The 24,242-nt window shown below is 52.6% G+C and carries 21 protein-coding genes and 2 riboswitches; of the genes, 14 read left to right on the forward strand and 7 right to left on the reverse strand.

Going from position 1 to position 24,242, the window contains the following annotated elements; all coding sequences use genetic code 11:
- Positions 1-18: 18 nt before the first annotated feature.
- The 6 genes from EDM57_RS14285 to EDM57_RS14310 all read right to left on the reverse strand — a co-directional run bounded on the left by EDM57_RS14285 (position 19) and on the right by EDM57_RS14310 (position 7,325).
- Positions 19-1,353 carry a DUF4129 domain-containing protein gene (locus EDM57_RS14285; RefSeq protein WP_122905412.1) on the reverse strand — a complete coding sequence of 445 codons (1,335 nt, stop codon included), beginning with the start codon at positions 1,351-1,353 and terminating at the stop codon, positions 19-21.
- Positions 1,350-2,540, reverse strand: a complete 1,191-nt coding sequence (locus EDM57_RS14290; protein ID WP_122905413.1) for a DUF58 domain-containing protein — start codon at positions 2,538-2,540, stop codon at positions 1,350-1,352. Before EDM57_RS14290 ends, EDM57_RS14285 begins: the two co-directional genes overlap by 4 nt.
- Before the next feature lie 4 nt (positions 2,541-2,544).
- A complete protein-coding gene (locus EDM57_RS14295; protein WP_122905414.1) occupies positions 2,545-3,483 on the reverse strand; it encodes an AAA family ATPase in 939 nt (312 codons plus the stop codon).
- Between the two features lie 52 nt (positions 3,484-3,535).
- Entirely contained in the window at positions 3,536-4,762 is a 1,227-nt protein-coding gene (locus EDM57_RS14300; RefSeq protein ID WP_246005816.1) for an MFS transporter, read from the reverse strand.
- A complete protein-coding gene (locus EDM57_RS14305; RefSeq protein WP_122905416.1) occupies positions 4,762-5,817 on the reverse strand; it encodes an ArsR/SmtB family transcription factor in 1,056 nt (351 codons plus the stop codon). Before EDM57_RS14305 ends, EDM57_RS14300 begins: the two co-directional genes overlap by 1 nt.
- 203 nt (positions 5,818-6,020) lie before the next feature.
- Positions 6,021-7,325: a homocysteine synthase gene (locus EDM57_RS14310; RefSeq protein ID WP_122905417.1), complete on the reverse strand. Its 1,305-nt coding sequence runs from the start codon at positions 7,323-7,325 to the stop codon at positions 6,021-6,023.
- Positions 7,326-7,415: 90 nt separating this feature from the next.
- A riboswitch (SAM riboswitch) is annotated at positions 7,416-7,524 on the reverse strand.
- A gap of 283 nt (positions 7,525-7,807) precedes the next feature.
- On the opposite strand from EDM57_RS14310, the gene EDM57_RS14315 reads away from it, so the two are divergent.
- Together EDM57_RS14315 and EDM57_RS14320 are read left to right on the forward strand one after the other, a co-directional pair.
- Complete coding sequence (locus EDM57_RS14315) at positions 7,808-8,119, forward strand: rhodanese-like domain-containing protein (RefSeq protein WP_122905418.1); 312 nt, start codon at positions 7,808-7,810, stop codon at positions 8,117-8,119.
- A 115-nt stretch (positions 8,120-8,234) separates the two neighbouring features.
- Entirely contained in the window at positions 8,235-8,858 is a 624-nt protein-coding gene (locus EDM57_RS14320; RefSeq protein WP_122905419.1) for an SCO family protein, read from the forward strand.
- A gap of 1 nt (position 8,859) precedes the next feature.
- Here the strand turns inward: EDM57_RS14320 and EDM57_RS14325 are convergent, their stop codons facing one another.
- Positions 8,860-9,198 carry a YqzG/YhdC family protein gene (locus EDM57_RS14325; RefSeq protein ID WP_122905420.1) on the reverse strand — a complete coding sequence of 113 codons (339 nt, stop codon included), beginning with the start codon at positions 9,196-9,198 and terminating at the stop codon, positions 8,860-8,862.
- A 356-nt stretch (positions 9,199-9,554) separates the two neighbouring features.
- Here EDM57_RS14325 and rnjA point away from each other — a divergent pair, with 356 nt between their 5' ends.
- The 12 genes from rnjA (at position 9,555) to EDM57_RS14385 (ending at position 24,190) form a co-directional block, all read left to right on the forward strand.
- Positions 9,555-11,225: a ribonuclease J1 gene (rnjA, locus tag EDM57_RS14330; RefSeq protein WP_122905477.1), complete on the forward strand. Its 1,671-nt coding sequence runs from the start codon at positions 9,555-9,557 to the stop codon at positions 11,223-11,225.
- 89 nt (positions 11,226-11,314) lie between these two features.
- On the forward strand, positions 11,315-11,743 hold the full coding sequence (locus EDM57_RS14335) for a BrxA/BrxB family bacilliredoxin (RefSeq protein WP_122905421.1): 429 nt from the start codon (positions 11,315-11,317) through the stop codon (positions 11,741-11,743).
- A gap of 165 nt (positions 11,744-11,908) precedes the next feature.
- Entirely contained in the window at positions 11,909-12,913 is a 1,005-nt protein-coding gene (locus EDM57_RS14340) for an LCP family protein (RefSeq protein WP_122905422.1), read from the forward strand.
- Between the two features lie 160 nt (positions 12,914-13,073).
- A riboswitch (SAM riboswitch) is annotated at positions 13,074-13,193 on the forward strand.
- Positions 13,194-13,302: 109 nt separating this feature from the next.
- On the forward strand, positions 13,303-14,316 hold the full coding sequence (locus EDM57_RS14345; protein ID WP_122905423.1) for a methionine ABC transporter ATP-binding protein: 1,014 nt from the start codon (positions 13,303-13,305) through the stop codon (positions 14,314-14,316).
- Entirely contained in the window at positions 14,317-14,982 is a 666-nt protein-coding gene (locus EDM57_RS14350) for a methionine ABC transporter permease (protein WP_122905424.1), read from the forward strand.
- Between the two features lie 57 nt (positions 14,983-15,039).
- The gene (locus tag EDM57_RS14355; RefSeq protein ID WP_122905425.1) at positions 15,040-15,879 is read left to right on the forward strand and encodes a MetQ/NlpA family ABC transporter substrate-binding protein; all 840 of its coding nucleotides are present in this window, start codon (positions 15,040-15,042) and stop codon (positions 15,877-15,879) included.
- Positions 15,880-16,066: 187 nt separating this feature from the next.
- The gene (locus EDM57_RS14360) at positions 16,067-17,710 is read left to right on the forward strand and encodes a peptide ABC transporter substrate-binding protein (RefSeq protein ID WP_122905426.1); all 1,644 of its coding nucleotides are present in this window, start codon (positions 16,067-16,069) and stop codon (positions 17,708-17,710) included.
- 331 nt (positions 17,711-18,041) lie between these two features.
- Positions 18,042-19,667: a peptide ABC transporter substrate-binding protein gene (locus EDM57_RS14365; RefSeq protein WP_122905427.1), complete on the forward strand. Its 1,626-nt coding sequence runs from the start codon at positions 18,042-18,044 to the stop codon at positions 19,665-19,667.
- Between the two features lie 226 nt (positions 19,668-19,893).
- Positions 19,894-21,537, forward strand: a complete 1,644-nt coding sequence (locus tag EDM57_RS14370) for a peptide ABC transporter substrate-binding protein (protein WP_122905428.1) — start codon at positions 19,894-19,896, stop codon at positions 21,535-21,537.
- A gap of 145 nt (positions 21,538-21,682) precedes the next feature.
- Positions 21,683-23,278 (forward strand): peptide ABC transporter substrate-binding protein, encoded by a 1,596-nt coding sequence (locus tag EDM57_RS14375; protein WP_122905429.1) that lies wholly within the window; start codon positions 21,683-21,685, stop codon positions 23,276-23,278.
- A gap of 141 nt (positions 23,279-23,419) precedes the next feature.
- Positions 23,420-23,677 (forward strand): hypothetical protein, encoded by a 258-nt coding sequence (locus tag EDM57_RS14380; RefSeq protein WP_122905430.1) that lies wholly within the window; start codon positions 23,420-23,422, stop codon positions 23,675-23,677.
- Positions 23,678-23,770: 93 nt separating this feature from the next.
- On the forward strand, positions 23,771-24,190 hold the full coding sequence (locus EDM57_RS14385; RefSeq protein ID WP_122905431.1) for a hypothetical protein: 420 nt from the start codon (positions 23,771-23,773) through the stop codon (positions 24,188-24,190).
- The last annotated feature ends 52 nt before the right edge of the window (positions 24,191-24,242 follow it).

A 24,242-nucleotide genomic window follows, 5' to 3' on the forward strand; every position in this document is an offset into this window, starting at 1 on the left:
ACATAATAATAGGGAGTTTTATCCACCTGGATCGCTTGTCTGCCCATAGGCCACCAGCGCTTGCACAGCCTGCTGCATCTCCGCAAGCTCCTGCTGCGACAAGGGACGCTCCAGGTAACGATACTGCTCGTAGAAGGCAGTGATTTTGCCTGCCAGCTCCAGCTGTACCGCTGTCAGTGCAGGATGCTTTTGCAGCCGCTGCAAAAACTCTTGTGTCGTCTCATGCGGGTGAATCGTGACCCCTTGCTTGTCCATCGTCTGCAAAAAACGGAAGTAGGCGTAGCGGGTTGCGTCATCCGTTGGGCCAAACGGTTTTTGGAACCATTTGGAGACATCCCATTCGGCCGCCGCTTCGCCCTCAGTAGAGGGAGGCAGCGGGGCCAGATCCATCGCGGGGGCTGCTGCTTTTTGCTCCGCCTGCCCTTGACGATTGCGCCTTTTCCACATGTACCTGCCCAACAGAAACAGCGATACGACGACGGCAATCCCAATCAGATAAGGCTCCAGCAAGGAAAAGAGCGGCTCGCCCTGGCTGACAGGGTCCAGGGGAAGATTGCCGCCTTGCCCATCGTTGTTTAATGCATGATGAACACGCTGGTCTTTGTCCAATACTTGCGACAGCCCGGAAAACCACTCTGTCAGCTGCTGCAGGACAGGCTCGATCAGCATGTAAAGCCCGGTGCCAAGCGGTCCCTTCACCCAGGACCAGAGCAGGGCCAAAATACCGAGCAGGGCAGAGGCAGCCGCCACATAGCCAACCGTCAAAAGCAGACGGGTTGTAAGCACCTGACCTGCGAGCAGAAGACGGAGGCGGGCAGGCAGGCGGATGGGGAGAGCTTCCTCCCGCAGCAGGTAGGCTCCGATTGCGATCAGCACGTAGCTTCCGGTAACAAGGGCGAGCATGCCGAAGTAAGGGGCAGGCGAAAACGTGTCGGGATGAACGGCTGTTCCATACAGAGCCGCGACAACAAGCTGGAGCAGGCAGACCATGAAGGCCAGGACGAACCGCCGCAGCAGGCTGACATGGCTGATGCCATTTGCCGCCGCTCCTTGTATGCGCCAAAAAAAGACGCCTGCCAGAGCGAGGGCGATCAGCCACGAGCCGTACAGAACAAAGCTGAGCACCCCCACGCCAAGCACAAACGGATAAAGCAGCAGATGCAGCACGGTATGTCGGCCGCCGTGGTGATACAGCCAGCTTCCCGCGATCAGGAGCAGACAGCCGGCGAGGCAAAAGAACAGCAGCGCACCAAAACCTGCCGTCATCCAGCCAAGCATCATCAGCGATGCGCCAACAAGCAGCGTTTCCAGCCAAAACGTAAGCGTCCAGCGGCCCACGAGGGAAAAGCTCATCGTGCGATCACGCTCCTTTTTTCCAGATGTGACCGTTCATACTGCCTGACCGTCACCTGTTCCCCGGATACGTCGAGCACGGCAATGCTGTGTCCACGCCGTACCAGCCGCTCCACAGTCGTCTGGGGCAATTCCTCTGGCCGCGCCGTTACGAGGATGATCGCTGCCTTTGCCGGACTTTCCTCCAGACGGCGAAGTAGACTGGCAAGCGGTGTGGTCACGTAATGGTGCATTTGCGCGAGCTGGGTCATGACGTGCAGATGGTGCGTCTTGCCGCTGCCAGCAGGCATATGAAAATGCTCGCGACCGCGCTGCCTGACGGTGAGAAGCAGTTCGTAGCCAATCGACATTTTGCGGCACAGCATGGACAGCGCGGCAAGACTGGAGATGACCCGTTCATTGACCTCGTCGTTATGCCGCTGCTGCATCGGTTCATACGATGGCAAAATATGACCGACGATCCGCCAGTTTGGATGGGCGGTGTGCTCGAAAAGTCTTGTTTCGAGCGTGCCCGACCTGGCAGTCGTTTTCCAATGAATATGCTTGAGCCGATCTCCCGGCATATACGGCCGCGTTCCCCGCAAAAAGGTGACATCCTCCTGTTGCCGTTGGCGCGAGAGCCTGCTTCCGTTCGGCTGCGTCTCTTCCAGTGACAGCGGAGGAAGCGGGAGCGGCAACGGGTAGACGAGCAGGGAAAATGACAGCGACAACGGCAACGAAGTGGCTTCCCCGGCGAACAGCGGCATTGTCTCCGATTGAATCTCCGTCAGCCAGACGGTGCCGCGTTTGTGGGGGGTAAGCGTCAAGGTTCGGGTGGCACTTCGGCGCATGGGCAAGTCGAAGCGCAGCCGCACTACCGTCCGCTGGTTGCTTGTGTTTACCTCGTCGCCGCCGTCGACCGTGACGTGCTCAGGCAAGGAAAAACGTACCCATGTAGAGGGCAACGGCAGCCAGGAGCGATTGTGCAGGCGGACAGTAATCGTCACAGGCGTGCCAGGCATGACGCGGGTTTGGTCGCTTGTCCACTCCAGCTTGAGCCATTTGGATAGCGACCTGGCCCACCACTTTTGGGCGGCTGGCATGAAAAAGAAAAAACCGCCAAGCAGCCAAAGAAACCAACTGCCGGAAAACAGCGCGAAAAGCAGAAGGAGAAAGCCAATCACATGAAAGGTTTGCTTCGTATCCATCCGGCTACACGCTTTCCTCGACAGGGGCGGGCACGCTCGACAGGATCTGCGCCACCACTTCCTCTTCGGTAACATGCAGCTCCGCTTCCATGGACAGGCGGATGCGATGGGCGGCAAGGCTCGGGAAAACAGCCTTCACGTCGTCTGGCAATACATAAGTGCGGCCAGAGACAAAAGCGTATGCCTGGGCTGCGCGCAGCAGGGCGAGCATGGCGCGCGGACTGATGCCGACATCGACGGAGCGGTGGCTGCGCGTCGCTTCCGTCAGGTCGATGACGTAATCTTCCACCGCCTGACTGACATGGACGGCTGTTACTTCTTTTTGCAGGGCGGCGATTTGTTCCACAGACATCACAGGCTGCACGGTCTCCAAAGGAGAGGTGCTGCGGAATCTGCGGAGTATTTCTTTTGCATCCTCGCGCGTGCCATAGCCGAGCGACAGACGGAACAAAAAGCGGTCCAACTGGGCTTCGGGCAGGGGATAGGTCCCTTCAGATTCAAGCGGGTTTTGCGTGGCGATCACCAGCAGCGTCGAGGGCAGCGGCAGCGTGATACCTTCGATTGTGACCTGGCGTTCTTCCATGCATTCGAGCAGGCCGGATTGTGTGCGCGGCGTTGCGCGGTTGATTTCGTCCGCGAGCAAAACGTCCGCGAACACAGGTCCTTTGCGCAGCTCAAACTCGTTCGTCCGCTGGTTGAACACGTGCAGTCCGACTACATCGGAAGGCAGCAGGTCAGCGGTGAACTGCAGGCGGTTGTATGTCCCGCCGATGGCCTGCGCCAACGTTTTGGCGAGCACGGTCTTGCCCATGCCAGGCAAGTCCTCCAGCAGCACATGCCCGCGCGCCAACAGAGCAGTCACCAGCAGGCGCACCTGCTCTGCTTTTCCTACGATTACGCGGTTGACAGAAGATAAAAGGCTATCCAGAGCGGGATGGGTCATGGAAAATCTCCTTTATTATAGATAGGATTGAAAGGCAGTTGATCGGATTTTATTATACAGGGAATATCCTGTATTTTACAAATTTTCGCAAACTGATTCCGCTGACGGCGGCGACGACGATGAGCGCTCCGATGGCGATGTAGAGGGGCCGGATGCCGAAGCTGTCGCTGAGTGTACCGCCCAGCCAGATGCCTGCGGGCATGGTCGTGCGGACGATCAGCAGGCGCACGGAGAAGACGCGCCCCATCATGGCGGACGGGACGTGGAGCTGAAAGAGACGTGTACTGTGCAACTGGAAAAACGGCGCGGCGACACCCGCCAGCACTTCGAGCAAAATCGCCAGCCCGATCATGTGGGTAAACCCTAACGCGATGAAGCTCGCCCCGCCCATGAGCAGAGAGCCTAGCATGATGAGCGGCTGCTCGCGTCCATTGTGCAGCCGCGGCACGAGAAACGTCCCAAGCAAGTAGCCGAACGGATAGCTGGCCAAAAACACCCCGACGTGAAAAGCAGTTCCGCGCAGCTCTCCCGCCACAAACGGAAGGTTGAGCACGAGTGTGACCCCTACCGCAAACTGCACGAGAGCCGAATACAGGCTCAGGTAGAGAAGCAACTGCTTTTCCCGAAAAATCGCGAGGCCGGCTTTGAACATGGAAAACCACGATTCGGTCAACCGGGCAGGGAAGACAGGAGCATTTTTGCATGGGAGAAGAAAAGCTCCGCTGAGCGCATAGCCGACGGCGACCAATGCCAGCACCAAATCGCCGCCGATGCTGGCGACGAGAATCCCGCCCAGCGACGGACCTGCGATCATGGCGATGCGCAGCGCGCTGTCCAGATAGGCGTTGGCTTGCAGCAACTGGTCTTTTGGGACGAGAGCAGGAAGCAGCGACTGGCTTGCCGGGACGTACAGCGGTTGGACGAGGCCGTTCACGAGAGCGGTCAAGTAGAGCGGCCACAAGGAGCCGGGCGTGGTCGCAATCGCAGCGAAGGAACAACCGAACGCGATGCTGCGCATCCATTGCGAAAACAGCATGACGTGTTTTTTGTCATAGCGGTCGAGATACGGTCCGGCCAAAAGCTGCACGACCAGCGAAGGTACAAAGTAGAGCAGCCACATCTGCCCGACGGCTACCTGCGAGCCGGTCACCTGATAGATGATCCAGCTATTGGCAAGCGTGCCGAGCGAGGCGCCCAGCTCGGAGGTGAGTTGGCCAAGTAGGATGTAGCGGTACGAACGTTTTTTCCAGAGGGCGGATGTGCTTGTGGCTACTGACATCATTTGTCCCTGTCGAGAAACTGTCCGAGCAGCAGCGGAAGTTGTGAGAGCGCCTGGCTGCGCAGGCGATAGCGGGTTCCGTTCGTCTCGACCAGCCGGGCTGCGCGCAGCAACGTCAAGTGATGATGCACCGTCGATTTGGCCATCTGGAGCGCCTCTGTCAGTTCTTGCAGCGTCAGCTCCTGTTTTGCGAGCATTTTCGCCATGCGGAGCCGCTGTTCATCTCCGAGCGCCTTGAAGGATTGGACAAGCATCTGCGGCGGCTGATACGGGTCGATTTGCTCGCGCAAGTTTTCATCGGCGACCGGGTAGTAAAAAATTTTGCAGCCTGCGTCATCGGCCTGCACCGTCCATGGTCGATAAACCGCCTGGGGGATCAGCAGGACGCGGGTGACAGTCGGCTCAGGCGGATAGCTTGCTCCGGTCGCCCATTCCACTAGCGCTTCCGGGTCGAGCTTGTCTTGCATGGCGCGCTTTTGCTTAATCTCCCGTTCGAGCATGCGGCAAATGCGTTCCTCCTGCGGCGCGATGTGGACCTGATACCAGCCTTCCATCAGCGTGAGCAGGTGCTGGCGCAATTCTTCCGAGTCTACGGAAGTAATATGAGCGATGTATGGTTCGAAAAAGAGGTGGCTGCGACAGGCTGCCTGCAGCAGCTCGCGATCAGCGCTGCTTCCTTGCGCGGCTTTTCGCCGGGAAGCTTGCCGCGCTTCGCCCAAAAAGGGCAGTGCCTGATAGCGCAGCTCTTCCTCCGGCAATTGCCTGACGTAGTCAAGAAACGCTTCCAGCTTGGTAAAAGGCTGCTGACGGTACCGGTGAAGCAGATGTAAAAGCGTCTTCCATGTATTGTGCGCCTTGGCGTAAGCGACCTCGCGCTGAACAGCAGGAGGCAGCGTCTCAATCAGCTCGCGCCAGTGGGCGGGCGGCTGCTCCAGCGTGTGATGAATCTGCTCATAAGTGGCAACGGCGATGCCTAGCGCTGCTTCAAAAAGCGGCGAAAAGTCGAATTGTACCTCGTAGGTCGTGCGTTCGCTCCCGATGTTCCATACTTTCAAAAGGCGATCATCCTTCCAGTATTTGTAGTATGTCCCATTCTAAATGTTTCGAATCTTAAATTCAATATTTTTCGTATATCGGGTTAGATAGATTTCGGACTGGAATCGATGAGCGGGGCAGGAAGGGGCCGAGCACCCAAAAAAATAAAGCGACACGCAACCCCCATAAGAGATGCGTGCCGCTTTTTACGATATAAGCAAACCTAGTTAACAGCAGAAGCCTGAACAGCCCGTTGCAGTGCCTGCTCCAGATCGCCGATGATGTCGTCGATCGCTTCTGTGCCCACCGACAGCCGGATCAGTCCTGGCGTTACCCCGGCCGCTGCCTGTTCTTCCTCCGTCAGTTGCTGGTGCGTCGTGCTGGCCGGATGGATGATGAGCGACTTGGAATCGCCGACGTTTGCCAGGTGGGAGAACAGCTTCACGGATTCGATCAGTTTTTTGCCTGCCTCCACACCGCCGCGAATGCCGAAGGTGAGGATGGCGCCTGCGCCTTTTGGCAAATATTTTTGTGCAAGGGCGTAGTGGGCGTCACCTTCCAGGCCAGGGTAGCTGACCCACTCGACCGCTGGATGCGCGGCGAGGAATTGGGCTACGGCCAGGGCGTTCTGGCTGTGGCGCTCCATGCGCAGGTGCAGCGTCTCCAGACCTTGCAGGAACAGGAAGGAGTTGATCGGGGCGACGGCTGCGCCGATGTCGCGCTGCAGTTGGACGCGCGCCTTGATGATGTAGGCGAGCGGTCCGACTGCTTCCGTATAGACGACGCCGTGATAGCTCGGGTCTGGTGTCGTCAGGCCCGGGAATTTGCCGTTGTTCCAGTCGAATTTGCCGGAATCGACGATGATGCCGCCGATGGCTGTGCCGTGTCCGCCGATGAATTTGGTCGTGGAGTGCACCACGATGTCCGCGCCATGCTCGAATGGACGGCACAGGATCGGCGAAGCAAACGTGTTGTCCACGATCAGCGGAATGCCGTTTTCGTGGGCGATGTCCGCGATTGCCTGCAAGTCCGCTACGTCAATGCGAGGGTTGCCGATCGTCTCGCAGAAGACCGCCTTTGTTTTTTCATTGATGAACGCCCGGAAGTTTTCCGGATTGGACTGATCCACAAAGTGAACCTTGATGCCAAATCGCGGGAGCGTGTGCGCAAAAAGGTTGTACGTACCGCCGTACAGGCTGCTGGATGCGACAATTTCATCCCCGGCCTGCGCGATGTTCAGGATGGAAAAGGTGATCGCTGCCTGACCGGAGGAAGTTGCCAGAGCACCGACGCCGCCTTCGAGAAGGGCCACGCGCTTTTCAAAGGCATCCTGGGTCGGATTCATGATGCGGGTGTAAATATTGCCGAACTCTTTCAAGGCAAACAGGTTGGCGGCGTGCTCCGTGTCGCGGAAGACGTAGGAAGTCGTCTGGTAGATCGGAACGGCGCGCGAGCCTGTTACGGGGTCTACTTCTTGTCCGCCATGGACAGCGAGGGTTTCCGGTTTCCATTGTTGCTGGTCAGACATGCTTATCTCTCCTTCATATATGGGGATTGGGGATAAAAAAACGGAGCCGTCCTCTGAGTAGAAGAAGGCCCCGGATTATACACGGGAGTGCACTCATCTCTCAGAATCTATGGATTCTGCAGGAATTGGCACCGCGCAAGGCTTGCTTGCTGGTTGCCGGGTTTCATAGGGCCAGTCCCTCCACCGCTCTTGATGAACTTGCTTCAATTGTTGTCATAATTGTATGAAAAGCTTATGGAGCTGTCAATATTCAATTATAAGTTTTCAGGTTGGATTTTCATGATTTTCCTCATGCCCACCCGTGGCAGGCGCCCGCCAGCACCGCTTTTTGCCCAAAAACAAACCTGTCACAAATTTGTCCCTATATCCCGGCGCTTTCGTTGCCCTCGTCGTTAGAAAATGGCATGCCCCTATGATATGATGGGAGTGGCAGAAAACGACGAAACGATTGTACATATTGTACATACAGGAGGAAAAACGCGATGAGTCATGGCGTGAAGGAAATGACACCGCAGGAGCTCTTGGAAAAGCTTGCTGCAAATGAAAAGCTCCAGGTGATTGATGTGCGTGAGGTGGAGGAGTGGAACGAAGGCCATATCAAAGAGGCCAAGCTGATCCCGCTCGGCTTTTTGCCGCACCGCATCGACGAGCTGGACAAGGATCTCCCGGTGGTCTTGGTATGTCGCAGCGGTGCGCGCAGCCACAGAGCGACCGAATATTTGTCTGAACTGGGCTTTGACGCTGCCAATATGGTCGGCGGCATGCTGGCCTGGCCCGGCGAGAAAGAAGTGTAAGCCGGATACGGTTGCGACCGAACTGGCAATGCGGATGTTTTCACCCAAAAAGAAACATGCGCCTTTTCGCGGTATTGCAGCGGGCGCATGAGAAAAGCAGGGGAGGAAGAAATGCGTGAGTGAGGGAGCACAGAAGCACGGGTCCGCGCTGCAGCGCCATTGGTTTACGGTGCTCGCAGGTGTGATTATCCTTGCGATTGTAGGCGTGTTGGGCTACAAATACATGGCAAAAGAGCCGATTCCCGTGATGAAGCCGATTGCCGATTTTACGCTGGACAACAGTGACGGCACGACGTATACGTTCTCCGAAGGAAAAGGCAAGGTGCGGCTGGTCGAGTTCATGTTTACCAACTGCCCTGACATTTGCCCGGCGACGACGTACAACATGTCCAAGCTGCAAGAGCAGCTCAAGGAGAAAAAGCTGTTTGGCGACAAGGTTGAGTTTATTTCCATCACCTTTGACCCGGATTTTGACACGCCAGAGGTGTTGCAGCAGTATGCGGCGAAGTTCAAGGCGGATCAGAGCGGCTGGAAGTTTTTGCGCGGCGATGCCCAGACGGTGGAAAAGGTGACGAAGGATTTCGGAGTCGCGGTATTGAAGCAGCCTGACGGTTCCTTTGCCCATACCGCCCGCATGTTCCTCGTCGACGGCGACGGAAACATGCGCCGCGCCTACGGCATGGCAGCCGACATGGACATGGAGCAAATGATGAAGGAAATGGAGCAGCTTGCAGACTGAATCAGGCTGATTCCTCGAATGTAATCTGCACGACATGCTCGGTCTGATTTTCAAATTCAATATGCACAAGAAGCGCCCACCTGCGATTGCCCTCCTGGAGCAAGAGCTTGAACGTCTCTTCCGACGTGGTGGGCGTTTTTGCTGTGCGCCCGACGTGCAGGTAGTCGACGATCTGCGCATGCGGATATTTTTTCATCGTCTCCTGCATCGCCAATCTGCCCCATTTGGCATACGGCGGTTGGGCGCAGGCAGGGTCGTACTGGAAGAAGAAAAGCAGCAGGCTTGCCAGGAGAGTAGTCAGGACGCGCCGGGCAAAGAGCGAGGTGACAAAGGCTGGCATGGCGTAAAACCCCCTTTTTGCGGGTGAACAAGTTTGCCATCTATTTTGAGGCCATTTTCGGATGTCATTCGTGGGAAATCTTTGCAATTCGGAAAGCGTGCGGAGGGCAAGCTCACCCTGCCGATTTTTACGCTGCAATCGCGGCCGATAGCCGATATGTCCAAGAAGCTGCCCACATGGAACAATTTTTCCGGGAGCGGAACAAACGAGAGAGTAGCCGCGATGGCGTATCAGTTTTCGGTTATTGACCGAAGATGAATGTGTGGATTTGACAAGACTGGGTGAAACGAACGCCTTGCGTTGTGTTACAATAAGAATGGCATGCTTGGTTCGGGTTTCCAAAATCATGCACGATGATGTTAGGAGGAAAGAGTTTGAGCGACGTTAAGATATTCGCGATGGGCGGACTCGGCGAGATCGGAAAAAACATGTATTGCGTCGAGTATGAGGACGAAATTATCATCATTGACTGCGGGGTGAAGTTCCCCGAGAATGAAATGTTCGGTATCGATCTGGTCATCCCCGATATTTCCTATTTGGTGGACAACCAGCACAAGATTAAAGCACTTTTGTTAACGCACGGACATGAGGATCACATTGGAGCGATTCCTTATATTTTCAAACAAATCAATGTGCCGATCTACGGCGGCCGTCTGACCCTGGGCTTGGTCAAGGCGAAGCTGGAAGAGCATCGCATGCAAAACGATGTGAAGATGATTCCAATCTCGGAAGATACGGAAATTCCGTTCAACCGCTTGAAGGCGACCTTTTTCCGCACCAATCACAGCATCCCGGATTCGCTCGGGGTTGTGATTCATACACCGGAAGGAATGGTCATCCATACAGGTGACTTCAAATTCGACATGACGCCAGTCGGACAGACGACCGAGTACGGCAAGATTGCCAGAATCGGGGCGAGCGGTGACGTTTTGGCGCTGCTCTCGGACAGTACGAACAGTGAGCGCTACGGCTTCACCATGTCGGAGCGCACCGTTGGCGAAGGGATTCTCGACGTGGTGCGCAAAGCGCGCGGCCGGATCATCCTGGCGACATTCGCGTCCAATGTGCATCGTCTGCAGCAGGTGGTAGACGCTGCCGAGCAGTGCAATCGCAAAGTAGCGGTGATCGGCCGCAGTATGGAAAAAGTGTTCATGATTGGACAAGAACTGGGTTACATTCAGATGCCGGAGGGCATGCTGATTGACATCAAGCACATTGACAACTACGCCGACAACCAGGTGCTGATTATTTGCACGGGTAGCCAGGGCGAGCCGATGGCGGCACTGACCCGAATCGCTTCCGGATCGCACCGCAACGTGTCGATCTATCCAGAGGACACCGTCATCATTTCGGCTTCCCCGATTCCGGGCAACACGATTAATGTAAGCCGGACGATCGACAAGCTGTACCGCGCAGGTGCGAACGTCGTGCTCAGTCACGTGTTTGACATTCACGCGTCCGGTCACGGCAGCAGCGAAGAGTTGATGCTCATGCTCAGCTTTATTCGTCCCAAGTACTTTATCCCGATTCACGGGGAGTACCGGATGCTGAAAACGCACGCGAAACTGGCGCAGCAGGTAGGCATTGACGAGAGCAACATTTTCATCATGGACAACGGCGAGGTGCTGAACTGCAACCGCGAAAAGGCATGGCTCAGCAAGGTTCACGCCGGCATCGTGCTGATCGACGGCAGCGGCATCGGCGACGTAGGCAACATCGTCCTGCGCGACCGCAAGCATCTGGCAGAGGATGGCCTGATGGTCGTCGTCGTCAGTCTCGACATGAAAAACTTCAAGATTCTCACCGGACCAGACATCGTCAGCCGCGGCTTTGTATATGTGCGCGGTTCGGAATCGCTCATCCAGGAAGCGACGCTGCTTGTTCGCCAGCGACTCCAGGAAGCGTTGGACAAGAAGATCAAGGAATGGTCGGAGTTGAAGTCCCAGATCAACGAAGTCATCAAGCCGTTTATTTATGAAAAGACCGGCCGCAATCCGATGATTCTCACCATTTTGATGGAAGTGTAGGATGGGAGCACTTCTTCGTTCTCCCGGACACTTGATCGGGTTATAATACTACGTATATGGAAACGTGATACAAAAGGAGAGGTTGCCCCATGATGTCTTATGAAGCATATATGAGCCAGGTCATTCAGCCGATGCGCGACGAGCTGACTCGCAACGGATTTGTAGAACTGCGCACAGCAGAAGAGGTTGAGCAGACGCTGCCAAATGCAAAAGGTCTGACTTTGGTCGTCGTAAACTCTGTTTGTGGCTGCGCGGCAGGATTGGCTCGGCCGGCAGTGGTTCATTCCTTGAACCATCCTTCCAAGCCAGACAACCTCTACACCGTATTTGCAGGTCAAGACAAGGAAGCAACAGCAAAAGCACGCGAGTATTTCGAAGGCTACGCGCCATCGTCCCCGTCTTTTGCGATCATGAAGGACGGCAAAATCATGACGATGATCGAGCGCCATCAGATCGAGAACAATGATCTGCAAACGATCGCAAACCTGTTGACTACCGCTTACGACACGTACAAATAAGCAAAAACGACCATGACGAGACGCTCGGGAACGGGCGTCTTGTTTTATATTTTCAGCAAGATCCACCAAATAAAGGCTGCTCCATAACGGAAAGATTCGAGTATACTAAACAAGTGGTGGGATGTGCCCATGTGATACCGAGAACAAAAGGTGGAGTCATTTTTTATGCGAATGTGGAAACGGGTGTTGCTCCTGATGCTCGTCGTGGTTGCCGCGACAGCAGGTTACTACGGATACTCTTTTTATCAATTTGCTCAAGATATTCAAGAGCCCAATGTCATTACGCCTGCCCTTGATGGAGGGGCCTCGACGAAAGCGGCCGAGATTCCCGAATGGGACGGCGAAGAGCGGGTGAACATCCTCTTGATGGGGGTGGACCGCAGGGGAATGAAAAACAACGGGCTTCCCCGTTCGGACTCGATGATGCTGGTCAGCATCGACCCCGTCTCCAAGCGTTACGATGTATTTTCCATTTTGCGAGATACGTACGTGGACATTCCGGGGCACGGCAGCTCGCGCATCAACTCCGCGATTGTGGACGGAGGACCGGAGCTGGCGATGAAGACCGTCAGCCAGTTTACAGGACTTCCTGTGGACCGCTACGTCATCACAGATTTTGAAGGCTTCAAGGCATTGATCGACTCCGTTGGCGGCGTCGAGATTGATGTGGAAAAAAATATGTATTACCATGACCCGACAGATAAAGGCGTCTACGATATTAATTTGAAAAAGGGCCTGCAGCAACTGGATGGAGACAAGGCTCTGCAATACGTACGTTTCCGTCATGACGCAACATCCGACTACACGCGTACAGAGCGTCAACGCAAGCTGCTGACGGCTGTAGTTAGCCAGATGAAGAGCGGCGCGACACTGATGCAGTTGCCGTCGATCCTCAAAGAAGTGACGCCGTATATCCAGACAAACATCAGTTCCATGGATATGCTGAAACTGTCTGCGCTTGGGCTGAAACTGAACACCGTGGAGCCAGGCAACTACCAACTGCCGCCTATGGGAATGTTTCGTGAATCCCATCGGGCAGGCGCGGTACTCATTCCCGATGTCGATCAGGTTCAGTCCTTCATTCAGGAAAAATTGCAGCCGCCGACAGAAGCGTCGGTTTCGCAAACGAATGGCACGACAGAAAGCAACGAAAACAGCACGCCAGATTGAGTGTGCTGTTTTTTTGATGCGGTTTCGGGCAGATGTTTTACAAAAAGTAGATCAAAAAAGTTTTTCCTGTGATTGCTATTGACGGGATATTTTCAAAAGGGATATAATCCGGTTTGTATCATCAAAATTGAAAAACCGAACATCATATACGTAGAAATCTTTCTTATCAAGAGAGGCGGAGGGACAGGCCCTATGAAGCCCGGCAACCGGTTCATTTTTTGGAAAATGGACGTCGCGGTGCCAATTCCTACAAGATTGGTTGGATCTTGATAGATGAGAAGGGTGGATGCGAACGTATACATGCGTTGCAGCCCCTTTTTCGTTTGTGAAAAAAGGGGTTTTCTATTTTTCACAAGGGATGTATACAGATTTGCCAGGAGGTGGATGCGTTGATTCAATTACAAAATTTGCATAAAAGCTATCAGGTGCAGGGCAAGACGATTCCTGCATTGCTCGGAATTGACCTTTCCATTGAGAAAGGAGAAATTTACGGGATTATCGGCCATTCCGGCGCAGGGAAAAGTACCCTGATCCGCTGCATCAACCTGCTGGAACGTCCCACGTCGGGACAGGTCATCGTCGACGGGGTGGATTTGACCAAGCTTGACGACGCCAAGCTGCAGGAAAAACGTCGGGAGATCGGGATGATTTTCCAGCATTTTAACCTGCTGTCCTCGGCGACCGTTGGCGAAAATGTCGCGTTTCCGCTCAAGCTGGCCAAGCGTCCCAAGGCGGAGATTCAGAAAAAGGTGGACGACTTGCTCAAGCTGGTAGGGCTGGAAGCGCATCGGGACAAATACCCGTCGCAACTGTCCGGCGGTCAGAAGCAGCGCGTCGGCATCGCGCGGGCGTTGGCGAACGATCCGAAAGTGCTGCTGTGCGACGAAGCGACTTCCGCGCTCGATCCGCAGACGACCAACTCGATTCTGGCCCTGCTTTTGGACATCAACCGCAAGCTGGGATTGACCATCGTGCTGATTACGCACGAGATGCACGTGATCCGCTCGATTTGCGACCGCGTAGGCGTGATCGATGGCGGAAAAATCGTCGAGTCGGGCAAGGTGCTGGATGTGTTTCTCAAGCCGCAGCATCCGACGACACAGGAATTTGTCGAGCAAGTGGCCGATTCCACCGAGCTGCGCGAAGCAGTTGCGCACGAAAAAGCAGCGGGGAACCGCACGATTGCACGTGTCACTTTCCTGGGCGAAAAGACGTACCAGCCGATTTTGTTCCAGACGATGCAGGAGACAGGCACTGTGTTCAGTATTTTGCAGGGAACGATTTCTCGCATGAAGGATACGCCGTACGGCCAACTGGTCGTCGAACTGGAAGGCGATGTTCGCCAAAACGAAAAAACCATCGAGACGTTGCGTCAGCGTGGCTTGGAAGTAGAGGTGATATAGATGGACTGGACAATGGAAAATGTGGATTGGTCGGAGATTGCGGAGGGTACACTAGATACACTGACGATGCTTGGCTTCTCCACGCTGTTTACGATTTTGATCGGCTTGCCGCTGGGAATCATCCTATTCCTTACTTCGCGTGGACAGTTGCTGCAAAACAAGGCATTCTACACGGTTGCCTCATTCATCGTCAACGTGCTGCGTTCCGTACCGTTCATCATCCTGATGATCTTGCTGATTCCGGTTACGAAGCTGATTGTGGGAACTTCGCTCGGCGTACTCGGATCGATTCCGCCGCTCGTGATCGGTGCTGCTCCATTCTTTGCGCGGCTGGTGGAAACCTCTCTGCGCGAGGTAGATCGCGGGGTCATTGAAGCGGCTCAGTCAATGGGAGCGTCCAATTGGCAAATCATCTGGAACGTCCTGTTGCCAGAGTCTCGTCCGGGACTGGTTGCCGGAATTACGATCACAACCGTTGCCCTCGTGTCCTATACCGCCATGTCCGGGGTAATCGGTGGCGGCGGTCTGGGGGATTTGGCCATCCGTTACGGCTATCAACGCTTCCAGACGGATGTCATGATTGTCACTGTCGTCATTTTGCTTGTGTTGGTTCAGATCTTACAGTCGCTGGGTGATCGCCTCGTATTGCGCTTCAGCCGCAAGTAAGGTCTTTCCCATAGAAGTTGCAAGGACAAAAATCAAAGAAGTAGGGGGAAATCATTTATGAAAAAGCTGGTTGTATCTGTACTTTCTACTGTATTGGCATTTTCTCTGGCAGCGTGCGGAAGCAAATCCGAAACAGCTCCGGCTCCAGCTGAAGGCGGCGCTCAAGGCGGACAACAAGAAGTGACACTGAAAGTAGGCGCTTCTCCGGTTCCACACGCAGCAATCCTGAAGCACATTGCACCAAAACTGAAAGAACAAGGCGTAAACCTGGAAGTACAAGAGTTCACCGATTACGTACAACCAAACGTACAGCTCAACGAAAAACAACTGGATGCAAACTTTTTCCAACACAAACCTTACCTGGAAGACTTCAATAAAGGACAAAACATGGATCTGCAACCTGTAGTGGCTGTACACATCGAGCCGTTTGGCGCTTACAGCAAAAAGGTGAAATCCGTTGACGAACTGGCGGATGGCGCTACAATCGCGCTGCCAAACGACCCGACCAACAGCGGCCGCGCCCTCGCTCTCCTGGAGAAAAACGGCGTTATCAAGCTCAAAGAAGGCGCTGGCATCAGCGGAACAGTAAAAGACATTGTAGAAAACAAGAAAAACCTGCAATTCAAAGAGGTTGAAGCAGCAATGCTGCCACGCGTTCTGGAAGAAGTAGACCTGGCGCTGATTAACACCAACTACGCGCTCGAAGCGAAGCTCGTGCCAACGAAAGACGCTCTGTTCATCGAAGACAAAGAATCTCCATATGCGAACTACCTGGTAGCTCGTCCTGACAACAAAGATTCCGAAGCGATCCAAAAGCTGGCGAAAGAACTGAACTCTCCTGAAGTGAAAAAATTCATCGAGGATGAATACAAAGGTTCCATCGTTCCAGCGTTCTAAAAAAAGTGATGGATGGTTCAACAAATAGACCCAATGAGCCCGAGTGGCTGGTTGGGTTTATTTTTGTTTATTAAAGATTAAATATTCATAAAATTTGATTAAAACTAACTACACCCCATTTTCAAACATTTTTTCTTGTCGTATATTGTGGTTGCGATAGAAAAAAATTTATCAGGGGGAAATTCCGATGAAGAGAAATGTTAAACTTTTTATCGCCATGTCATTGGCCGCAGGAAATATTTTGGCAGGCTGTGGAGGAAGCACGCCTTCGGATGAACCTGCAAAACAGCAGGCGGGAGAAGCAGCACCTGCGACTGCCAGCAACAAGCCGCAAGTGTTCCGGGCGAATCTGACCAGCGAGCCTTCGACAGCAGACCCTGGACTGGCCAAGGATGCTACCTCAGGGGCGATCGTCCGTGCGGCTTTTGACGGCTTGACGAGGCTGGACAAAGACGCGAAGCCGATGAACTCGGTTGCGTCCGATGTGAAAATTTCCGAAGACAAGCGCGTATATACGTTTACCATTCGCGACTCCAAGTGGAGCAACGGCGACCCGGTGACGGCGCACGACTTTGAATACGCCTGGAAACGCGTCCTGGATCCAAAGTTTGGAGCTGAATACGCGTATCAGCTCTACTACATCAAAAACGCAGAAAAAGTACACGCAGGCCAGGCGAAACCTGAGGAGCTGGGTGTAAAAGCCCTTGATGACAAAACACTGGAAGTCACGTTGGAAAACCCGACACCGTTCTTCCTGGAACTGACCGCATTTTACACGTATTATCCTGTAGACAAAAAGGTCGTAGAGGCAAATCCGAACTGGGCGCATGAGGCAGCAACTCACGTGGGCAACGGGCCATTCAAGATGACAGCCTGGGAGCACAAGAGCAAGATCGTTTTTGAGAAGAACGAAAACTATTGGGACAAAGACGCAGTCAAGCTGGACCGGATCGAGTTTGTGATGATTGAGGATGATAATACAGCGCTGTCCATGTTTGAAAACGGCGAGCTCGACTGGGCGGGGCAACCGCTTGGCGGCCTGCCAACCGATGCGATTCCGGCACTGAAAGAATCCGGAAAACTCGTCGTTCATCCAAAGGCGACCATGTACTGGTACAAAATCAACACCACCAAAGGAGTGCTGAAAAACGAAAAAATTCGCAAGGCACTTGCTTATGCGATTGATCGACAAAGCATCGTGGACAACATCACACAGGTCGGCCAGGTGCCTACGATGGGAATGCTGCCGCAATCTATGGCGATCAAGCCGGAGGGCTACTTCCGCGACAACGACGTGGAGACAGCGAAAAAGCTGCTGGCAGAAGGCATGCAGGAACTGGGGCTGAGCCAGCTTCCGACCATCACCTTGTCGTATAACACGACAGACCGCCACAAAAAAATCGCCGAAGCGATGCAGGATCAGTGGAAGCGCAACCTGGGCATCGACGTGAAGCTGATGAATAAAGAATTCAAGGTGCATTTGCAAGACTTGCATGAACTGAACTACGAGATTGGCCGTTTGGGCTGGAATGCCGATTTCAACGATCCGATCAACTACCTGGAAATGTTCCGCGATGCGAACACCGGAACCAACGACACCGGCTGGGAGAACGAGCGCTACAAGGAGTTGTTGAAGCAGTCTGCCCTGGAAACCGATCCGGAGAAGCGCAAGCAGCTGTTTGCAGAAGCTGAGCAAATTTTCATGGATGCCATGCCTGTCATTCCACTGTTTACGGACGTGGATGTATGGGTACAAAACGATAAAGTAAAAGGCGTGCAAGTAGACGGACTGGGCTTTATTGATCTGAAGTGGGCGGAAATGGTCGAGTAACAGCTGAAAACCCCCACAGGCAGTTCGCTGCTGGAGAGAATCACCGGAAAATCCAAACTTTATCATTGTAAATCAAGTCCCCTGTGACATCGCTTTTTCGCGATGGAAGGGGACTTTTGTTTTGCCTGGGCTTCCAGGATTCGCATAGTTTTTCTTGGACGAGGAAAACTTCATGTGACAAACGATCAATTTATTTCCTTTCATACAATTTGATCTTTGGATAAAAGAAAATTAATCTTGCTTAAATTACCTTTAATATTGTTGAAAATGCAGTATATTTATGGAAGCAGCTTCCAAGGAGTGTTACACGTATCAAAGGGGGTCAATTTGAATGAAAAAAAGCGTATTTGCTGCGATGAGCTCCATCCTGGTCCTGAGTGCAGCGCTGGCTGGATGTGGCGGCGGCGAGCAAGCAGGAAAGCAAGGAAATTCTGCTGAAAGTGAACAAACAAGCGGTCCAAAAATTTTGCGCATGAATATGAAGACTGAGCCGCCAACGGCTGATCCTGGTTTAGCGGAGGATTCCATATCCGGTGCGATCATGCGTGCGACTTTTGATGGACTGACGCGTATCGGTGAAGATGGCAAGCCGCATGAATCCGTAGCGGAAAAAATTGAGGTCTCTGAAGATGGACTTACCTATACATTCCACTTGCGCGACAGCAAATGGAGCAACGGCGACCCGGTAACGGCGAAAGACTTTGAATTCGCGTGGAAGCGAGTGCTCGATCCGAAACTCGGTTCTACATATGCTTACCAGTTGTACTATCTGAAAAACGCGGAGGAGTACAACCTTGGCAAAGCGAAAGCAGAAGATGTAGGTGTCAAAGCAACCGATGACAAAACACTGGTTGTTACCTTGAAAAACCCGACTCCATTCTTCCTGGAGCTGACGGCTTTCTACACCTACTTCCCAGTGAACCAAAAGGTAGTCGAATCCACACAAAACTGGGCGGGTGACGCCAAAACCCACGTAGGAAACGGCCCGTTCAAGATCGAGACCTGGGAGCACAAGAGCAAGCTCGTTCTCGTGAAAAACGAGAACTACTGGGATAAAGACGTTGTAAAACTGGACAAGATCGACTTCTCCATGGTAGAGGATGAAAACACCGAGCTGTCCATGTTTGACAATGGCGATCTGGATTGGGCAGGTGCTCCGATCAGCGCACTCCCGACAGATGCGATTCCGGCGTTGAAAGAGGCCGGCAAAATGCAAACCCGTGCAATTGCTGGTACGTACCTGTACAAATTCAACACCGAGCAGCCGCCATTCAACAACGCGAAAATTCGCAAAGCGTTCGCTTATGCGATTGACCGGAAAACAATCATCGACAACGTGACACAAGCGAACCAGGAGCCGGCAATGGGTCTGGTGCCTCCAACCATGGCAGTAGCAACTGGCCCGTACTTCAAGGACGGCGATGTGGAAACTGCGAAAAAGCTGCTGGAGGAAGGGATGAAGGAGGAAGGCATCACCAAGCTGCCAACTGTGACTCTTTCCTATAATACTTCCGAAGCGCACAAGAAAATTGCCGAAGCAATCCAGGACCAATGGAAAAAAGCGCTCGGCGTAGAAGTGAAGCTTGAAAACAAAGAGTGGAAAGTATTCCTGGACGACCTGCACCAAGGCAAATTCCAGATCGCTCGCTCCAGCTGGACTGGCGACTACAACGATCCATACACGTTCCTGGATCTGTTCAGGCTGAAAAAAGGCAGCAACAACGATACCAACTGGGAAAATCCGAAGTATCAACAGCTGCTGAACCAATCTTTGGTTGAAAAAGATCCGGAAAAACGCAAACAGATTCTGGCAGAAGCAGAAGCTCTGTTCATGGACGAAATGCCAGCGGCGCCAATCTACTTCTACACCCATTCCTATGTGAAGAGCGACAAAGTACAAGGCGTTGTTCTCGACGGTCTCGGCTTCGTAGACTGGAAATGGGCGGACATCAAATAAGAAAAAACAATCGACAGAAAAAATGCGGGAAGGGCGGATAGCCCTTCCTTTTTTTGCGGAAAATAAAGGGGCAGACGAGCAGAGTTTCGTTCGCCCATAATTCTTTATAAAACATTAACTATTTTTATAAATAAATAAAATTTTATTAAATCATTCTAAAACATATTTAATAATAATATACAATCGTGTATATTGATAAAAGATTTAGAAAAGGGGGATTACTTGTATGAAAAAGAATGTTTTTGTAGCAATGAGTTCCATCCTCGTTCTTGGTGCGGCACTCGCAGGATGCGGCGGCAACCAGGCAGCGCCAGCAGATAACAATACAGCAGGCAATAATACGGAAACCTCTGCACCAGCAGCGGGACCGAAAGTGTTGAAATTGAACCTGCACTCCGAGCCCCCAACAGCAGACCCAGGTATCGCGGAAGACACTACTTCCGGTACTATCATCCTTGCTACCTTCGAAGGTCTGACTCGTGTAGGCAAAGACAACAAAGTGCAAGAAGCAGCAGCAGAAAGCTATACCGTATCGGAAGACGGTAAAAAATATACATTCAAAATTCGCGATGCAAAATGGAGCAACGGCGATCCTGTAACCGCGAAAGATTTCGAATTCGCCTGGAAGCGCGCGCTCAATCCGAAAACAGCTTCCAACTACGCGTACCAACTGTACTATGTGAAGGGTGCGGAAGCATACAACAAAGGTACTGGTAAAGTAGAAGACGTTGGTGTAAGAGCGCTCGACGACAAGACTCTGGAAGTGGAACTGGAAAACCCGACTCCGTTCTTCCTGGAGCTGGTAGCGTTCAGAACCTACTTCCCTGTTCACCAAAAAACAGTGGAAGCCAACGACAAGTGGGCTAGTGACGCGAAAACCATCGTGGGTAACGGTCCGTTCAAAATGGAAACCTGGGAACACAAGAGCAAGCTGGTTGTCGTGAAAAACGAAAACTACTGGGATAAAGACAACGTAAAACTGGACAAAATCGAGTTCTCCATGGTAGAAGATGAGAACACGGAGCTGTCCATGTTTGAAAACGGCGAGCTGGATTGGGCAGGTGCTCCAACTTCCGCATTGCCAACTGACGCGATTCCTGCTCTGAAAGACTCTGGAAAAATGATTACCCAACCAATCGCGGGTACTTATTTCTACCGCTTCAACACAGAAAAAGCGCCATTTAACAACGTGAAAATCCGTAAAGCGTTTGCTTACGCGATCGACCGTCAAAGCCTGATCGACAACATCCTGCAGGCTGGTCAGTTGCCGGCAACTGGTTATGTACCACCAAGCATGTCTGTGAAAGCAGATGGCTACTTCAAGGACAACGACATCGAAACCGCGAAGAAAATGCTGGAAGAAGGTATGAAAGAAGCTGGCATCAGCAAGCTGCCAACTTTGACTCTGTCCTACAACACTTCCGAAGCTCACAAAAAGATCGCAGAGGCAATTCAAGACCAATGGAAGAAAAACCTCGGCGTAGACGTGAAGCTGGAAAACAAAGAGTGGAAAGTATACCTGGATGACGTACACCAAGGTAAATACCAGGTAGCTCGCGCTGGTTGGCTGGGTGACTTCAACGATCCAATCAACTTCCTGGAAATGTTCAAGGATAAAGACGGCGGAAACAACGACACTCGCTGGGAAAATCCGAAGTACAAAGAGCTGCTGAACCAATCCGCTCTGGAAACAGATCCGGACAAACGTAAAGCGATCCTGGCTGAAGCTGAGCAAATCCTGATGGATGAAATGCCAATCATGCCAATCTACTACTACACGCAATCCTGGGTGAAAAACGACAAGGTTGACGGCGTAATCATCGACGGTCTGGGTGCTGTTGACTACAAATTCGCTGACATCAAGCAATAATAGAAGAAATGCAGCCGATTTAAGGAAGAGAGGCGTTCTTGACGCTTCTCTTCTTTTTGGTTCGAGCGAAAAGCAAAATAAGCCAAAACTGACTTTTTCTTGTATACTGATGCTAGAAGTGTATATAAAAAAGAGGTGCTTGATCGTGAAGAAGAATGTTTTTGCAGCTGCTTTTGCCATGCTGCTTCTCGGCGGGAGTCTGGCAGGATATGCGGAGGTCGGGCAGGCGGCGGAGCCAAAAGCAAAAGTATTAAGGATGAACCTGTCTTTCCATCTCTTAACCGTAGACCCGGGCATTGCCGAAGACACGACGTCCGCTACCATCAGCAGGGCAATTTTCGAAGGATTGACCCGTTTGGACAAAGACGGAAAAATACATGCAGCAGCGGCGGAAAGTTATACGGTTTCGGCTGACGGCAAGACCTATACATTCAAAATTCGCCCTGCCAAATGGAGCAATGGCGATCCGGTAACCGCCCATGATTTCGAATACGCCTGGAAACGTGCGCTAAGCCCCAAGACAGCATCGGGTTACGCCTACCAGCTCTACTATATAAAAGGAGCGGAAGCGTACAACAAGGGGACCGGGACAGCGAGTGACGTTGGTGTCAAAGCCGTCGACGCAAAAACATTGGTTGTGGAGCTGACCAACCCGACCCCGTTTTTCACGGAGTTGACAGCTTTTCACACCTATTATCCGCTTAACAAAAAAGTCGTGGAAGCCGACAAGGAATGGGCGAGCAATCCCAAGACAATAGTAGGGAACGGTCCTTTTCAAATCGAGACTTGGAAGCCCAAGCAGCAGCTCGTTCTGACGAAAAACCAGAACTACTGGGACAAACAGCATGTAAAATTGGACAAGATTGAATTTTCCATGATTGATGACGGGTATATAGAGCTGGAGATGTTTCGCAACGGTGATCTGGATTGGGCAGGCGCCCCTTTCTCTGACGTCCCGATGGATTTCGAGCTTGCCTCGGAGTCGCCAGCTCTGTTTCATACGCATCCCATCGCGGGCACTTACTTCTATCGCTTCAACACAGAGCAAGCGCCTTTTCACAATGCCAAAATCCGTAAAGCTTTTGCCTATGCCCTGGATCGTCAAGCTTTGGTGGAAGCCATGACGGCTAACAACCTTCCCGCAACAGGTTTTGTGCCGCCGACCATGGCTGTTAGCTCCGGCGGCTACTTTACAGACAATGACACAGAAGCGGCCAAAAAGCTGCTCCAGGAGGGGATGAAGGAAGCGGGAATCGCAAAACTGCCTCCAATCACGATCACCTATAACACGGGGATTGCTCATAAAGTGATTGCGGAAGAAATCAGGGACCAGTGGAAGAAAAAGCTCGGAGTAGACGTGAAGCTGGAGAACAAAGAGTGGAGAGCATTTCTGGAAGACGTACACCAAGGGAAATACCAGATTTCGCGTATGGGTTGGCTCGGCGACTTTAACGATCCGTTCAACTTTTTGGAAATGTTCAAGGACAAAAACGGCGGAAACAACGACACGGGCTGGGAACATCCCAAATACAAAGAGCTCTTGAATCAATCTGCATTGGAGCAGGACCCGGAAAAACGGAAAGCGCTTCTGGCCCAGGCGGAGCAAATTTTAATGGACGAAATGCCGATTATGCCGATTTACTACTATGCCCAGAGTTGGCTGCAAAACGAGAAAGTTGACGGTGTGATTTTGGACGGACTTGGCATGCTGGACTTCAAATACATCGAAATCAAGCCGTAATCTTATATGAGGAAATGATTCAAAGAAGAAGGGATGCGCTGCCCTTCTTCTTTTTTTCTCCGGCATGGACAAATGACCAATCCATTGTGCTCCCGGCTACATAGAGTAAAAAGGAACAAACTGCAACCAGGGGGGAACGCTGTGGATATTGGCAAACTGCTCAATATGGTAAGGTCCATTCCCAAGGATAAGCTGAAGACGGATGCAGGCTTGAAGGAAGTCATCCGCGATTTGGGCAAAAAAGTCGGCAAAAACTTCACGGATAAGGAACTGAACGGATATGTGGAGAAGTTTCGGCATATGTCCAGGACTGAAAATGTCGGTAGCCTGCTGAACAAGCTTTCCAAAAAGGGTGTCAGCGCAAAAGACATCGACAGCCTGAAAAAGCGCTTCAAGTAAAGGGGGGCTTACCAGGAGGGAGGTGGGATTATCGCTGCCAGGACCAGAAAGAGAAAGAAGCAGGCTAACGCTCAGGGACAACTGCTGGAGACGATGCACAAACTGGCGGATGCGCACAATGAGAGCAATGCCCAGATGATGCGCGAGATGAACCAGATGAAGCAAGATTTGCAGGACATGAAGGATACGCTCGGAAGGCTGAAGGCCGCTTCCAGTCAGCAACCGCGGCGCAGCATTCTGTTTGGAGCGCGTCGGCGTCCGATTCATGTGCAGCCCGTCCAGGAGAAACCAAAGCCTGCGATTTCGCTCGAAGATTTGCTGCCGCTGTTGCCGCATCTGAGCGGGGCGATCCCGCAACTGAAAAATCCGAAGGTGGCCGATTCCATCAAAGTGCTGTCCAATCCGGCCGTCCTGTCCATGATTCAGCAGTTCATCTCCAACGGAGGCTTGAACATGCTGAAAGGGCCTGTAGAAGAAGTAAGCCGAAGAGAACGGCGCGGGTTGTTCCGGTAATCGACAGCTTTTTCGCTTGCATGTACTGCCTCTTTGTCAAAAGGGGCAGTCT

Origin of the sequence: Brevibacillus gelatini, from assembly GCF_003710935.1 — a bacterium.
GTDB lineage: Bacteria > Bacillota > Bacilli > Brevibacillales > Brevibacillaceae > Brevibacillus > Brevibacillus gelatini.

Excerpts from the sequence above, each read along its gene's own strand:
- EDM57_RS14285 (WP_122905412.1), bottom strand. The coding sequence starts at position 1,353 with ATGAGCTTTTCCCTCGTGGGCCGCTGGACGCTTACGTTTTGGCTGGAA.
- EDM57_RS14290 (WP_122905413.1), bottom strand. The coding sequence starts at position 2,540 with ATGGATACGAAGCAAACCTTTCATGTGATTGGCTTTCTCCTTCTGCTT.
- EDM57_RS14295 (WP_122905414.1), bottom strand. The coding sequence starts at position 3,483 with ATGACCCATCCCGCTCTGGATAGCCTTTTATCTTCTGTCAACCGCGTA.
- EDM57_RS14300 (WP_246005816.1), bottom strand. The coding sequence starts at position 4,762 with ATGTCAGTAGCCACAAGCACATCCGCCCTCTGGAAAAAACGTTCGTAC.
- EDM57_RS14310 (WP_122905417.1), bottom strand. The coding sequence starts at position 7,325 with ATGTCTGACCAGCAACAATGGAAACCGGAAACCCTCGCTGTCCATGGC.
- EDM57_RS14315 (WP_122905418.1), top strand. The coding sequence starts at position 7,808 with ATGAGTCATGGCGTGAAGGAAATGACACCGCAGGAGCTCTTGGAAAAG.
- EDM57_RS14325 (WP_122905420.1), bottom strand. The coding sequence starts at position 9,198 with ATGCCAGCCTTTGTCACCTCGCTCTTTGCCCGGCGCGTCCTGACTACT.
- rnjA (WP_122905477.1), top strand. The coding sequence starts at position 9,555 with ATGTTAGGAGGAAAGAGTTTGAGCGACGTTAAGATATTCGCGATGGGC.
- EDM57_RS14335 (WP_122905421.1), top strand. The coding sequence starts at position 11,315 with ATGATGTCTTATGAAGCATATATGAGCCAGGTCATTCAGCCGATGCGC.
- EDM57_RS14340 (WP_122905422.1), top strand. The coding sequence starts at position 11,909 with ATGCGAATGTGGAAACGGGTGTTGCTCCTGATGCTCGTCGTGGTTGCC.
- EDM57_RS14350 (WP_122905424.1), top strand. The coding sequence starts at position 14,317 with ATGGACTGGACAATGGAAAATGTGGATTGGTCGGAGATTGCGGAGGGT.
- EDM57_RS14355 (WP_122905425.1), top strand. The coding sequence starts at position 15,040 with ATGAAAAAGCTGGTTGTATCTGTACTTTCTACTGTATTGGCATTTTCT.
- EDM57_RS14360 (WP_122905426.1), top strand. The coding sequence starts at position 16,067 with ATGAAGAGAAATGTTAAACTTTTTATCGCCATGTCATTGGCCGCAGGA.
- EDM57_RS14365 (WP_122905427.1), top strand. The coding sequence starts at position 18,042 with ATGAAAAAAAGCGTATTTGCTGCGATGAGCTCCATCCTGGTCCTGAGT.
- EDM57_RS14370 (WP_122905428.1), top strand. The coding sequence starts at position 19,894 with ATGAAAAAGAATGTTTTTGTAGCAATGAGTTCCATCCTCGTTCTTGGT.
- EDM57_RS14385 (WP_122905431.1), top strand. The coding sequence starts at position 23,771 with ATGCACAAACTGGCGGATGCGCACAATGAGAGCAATGCCCAGATGATG.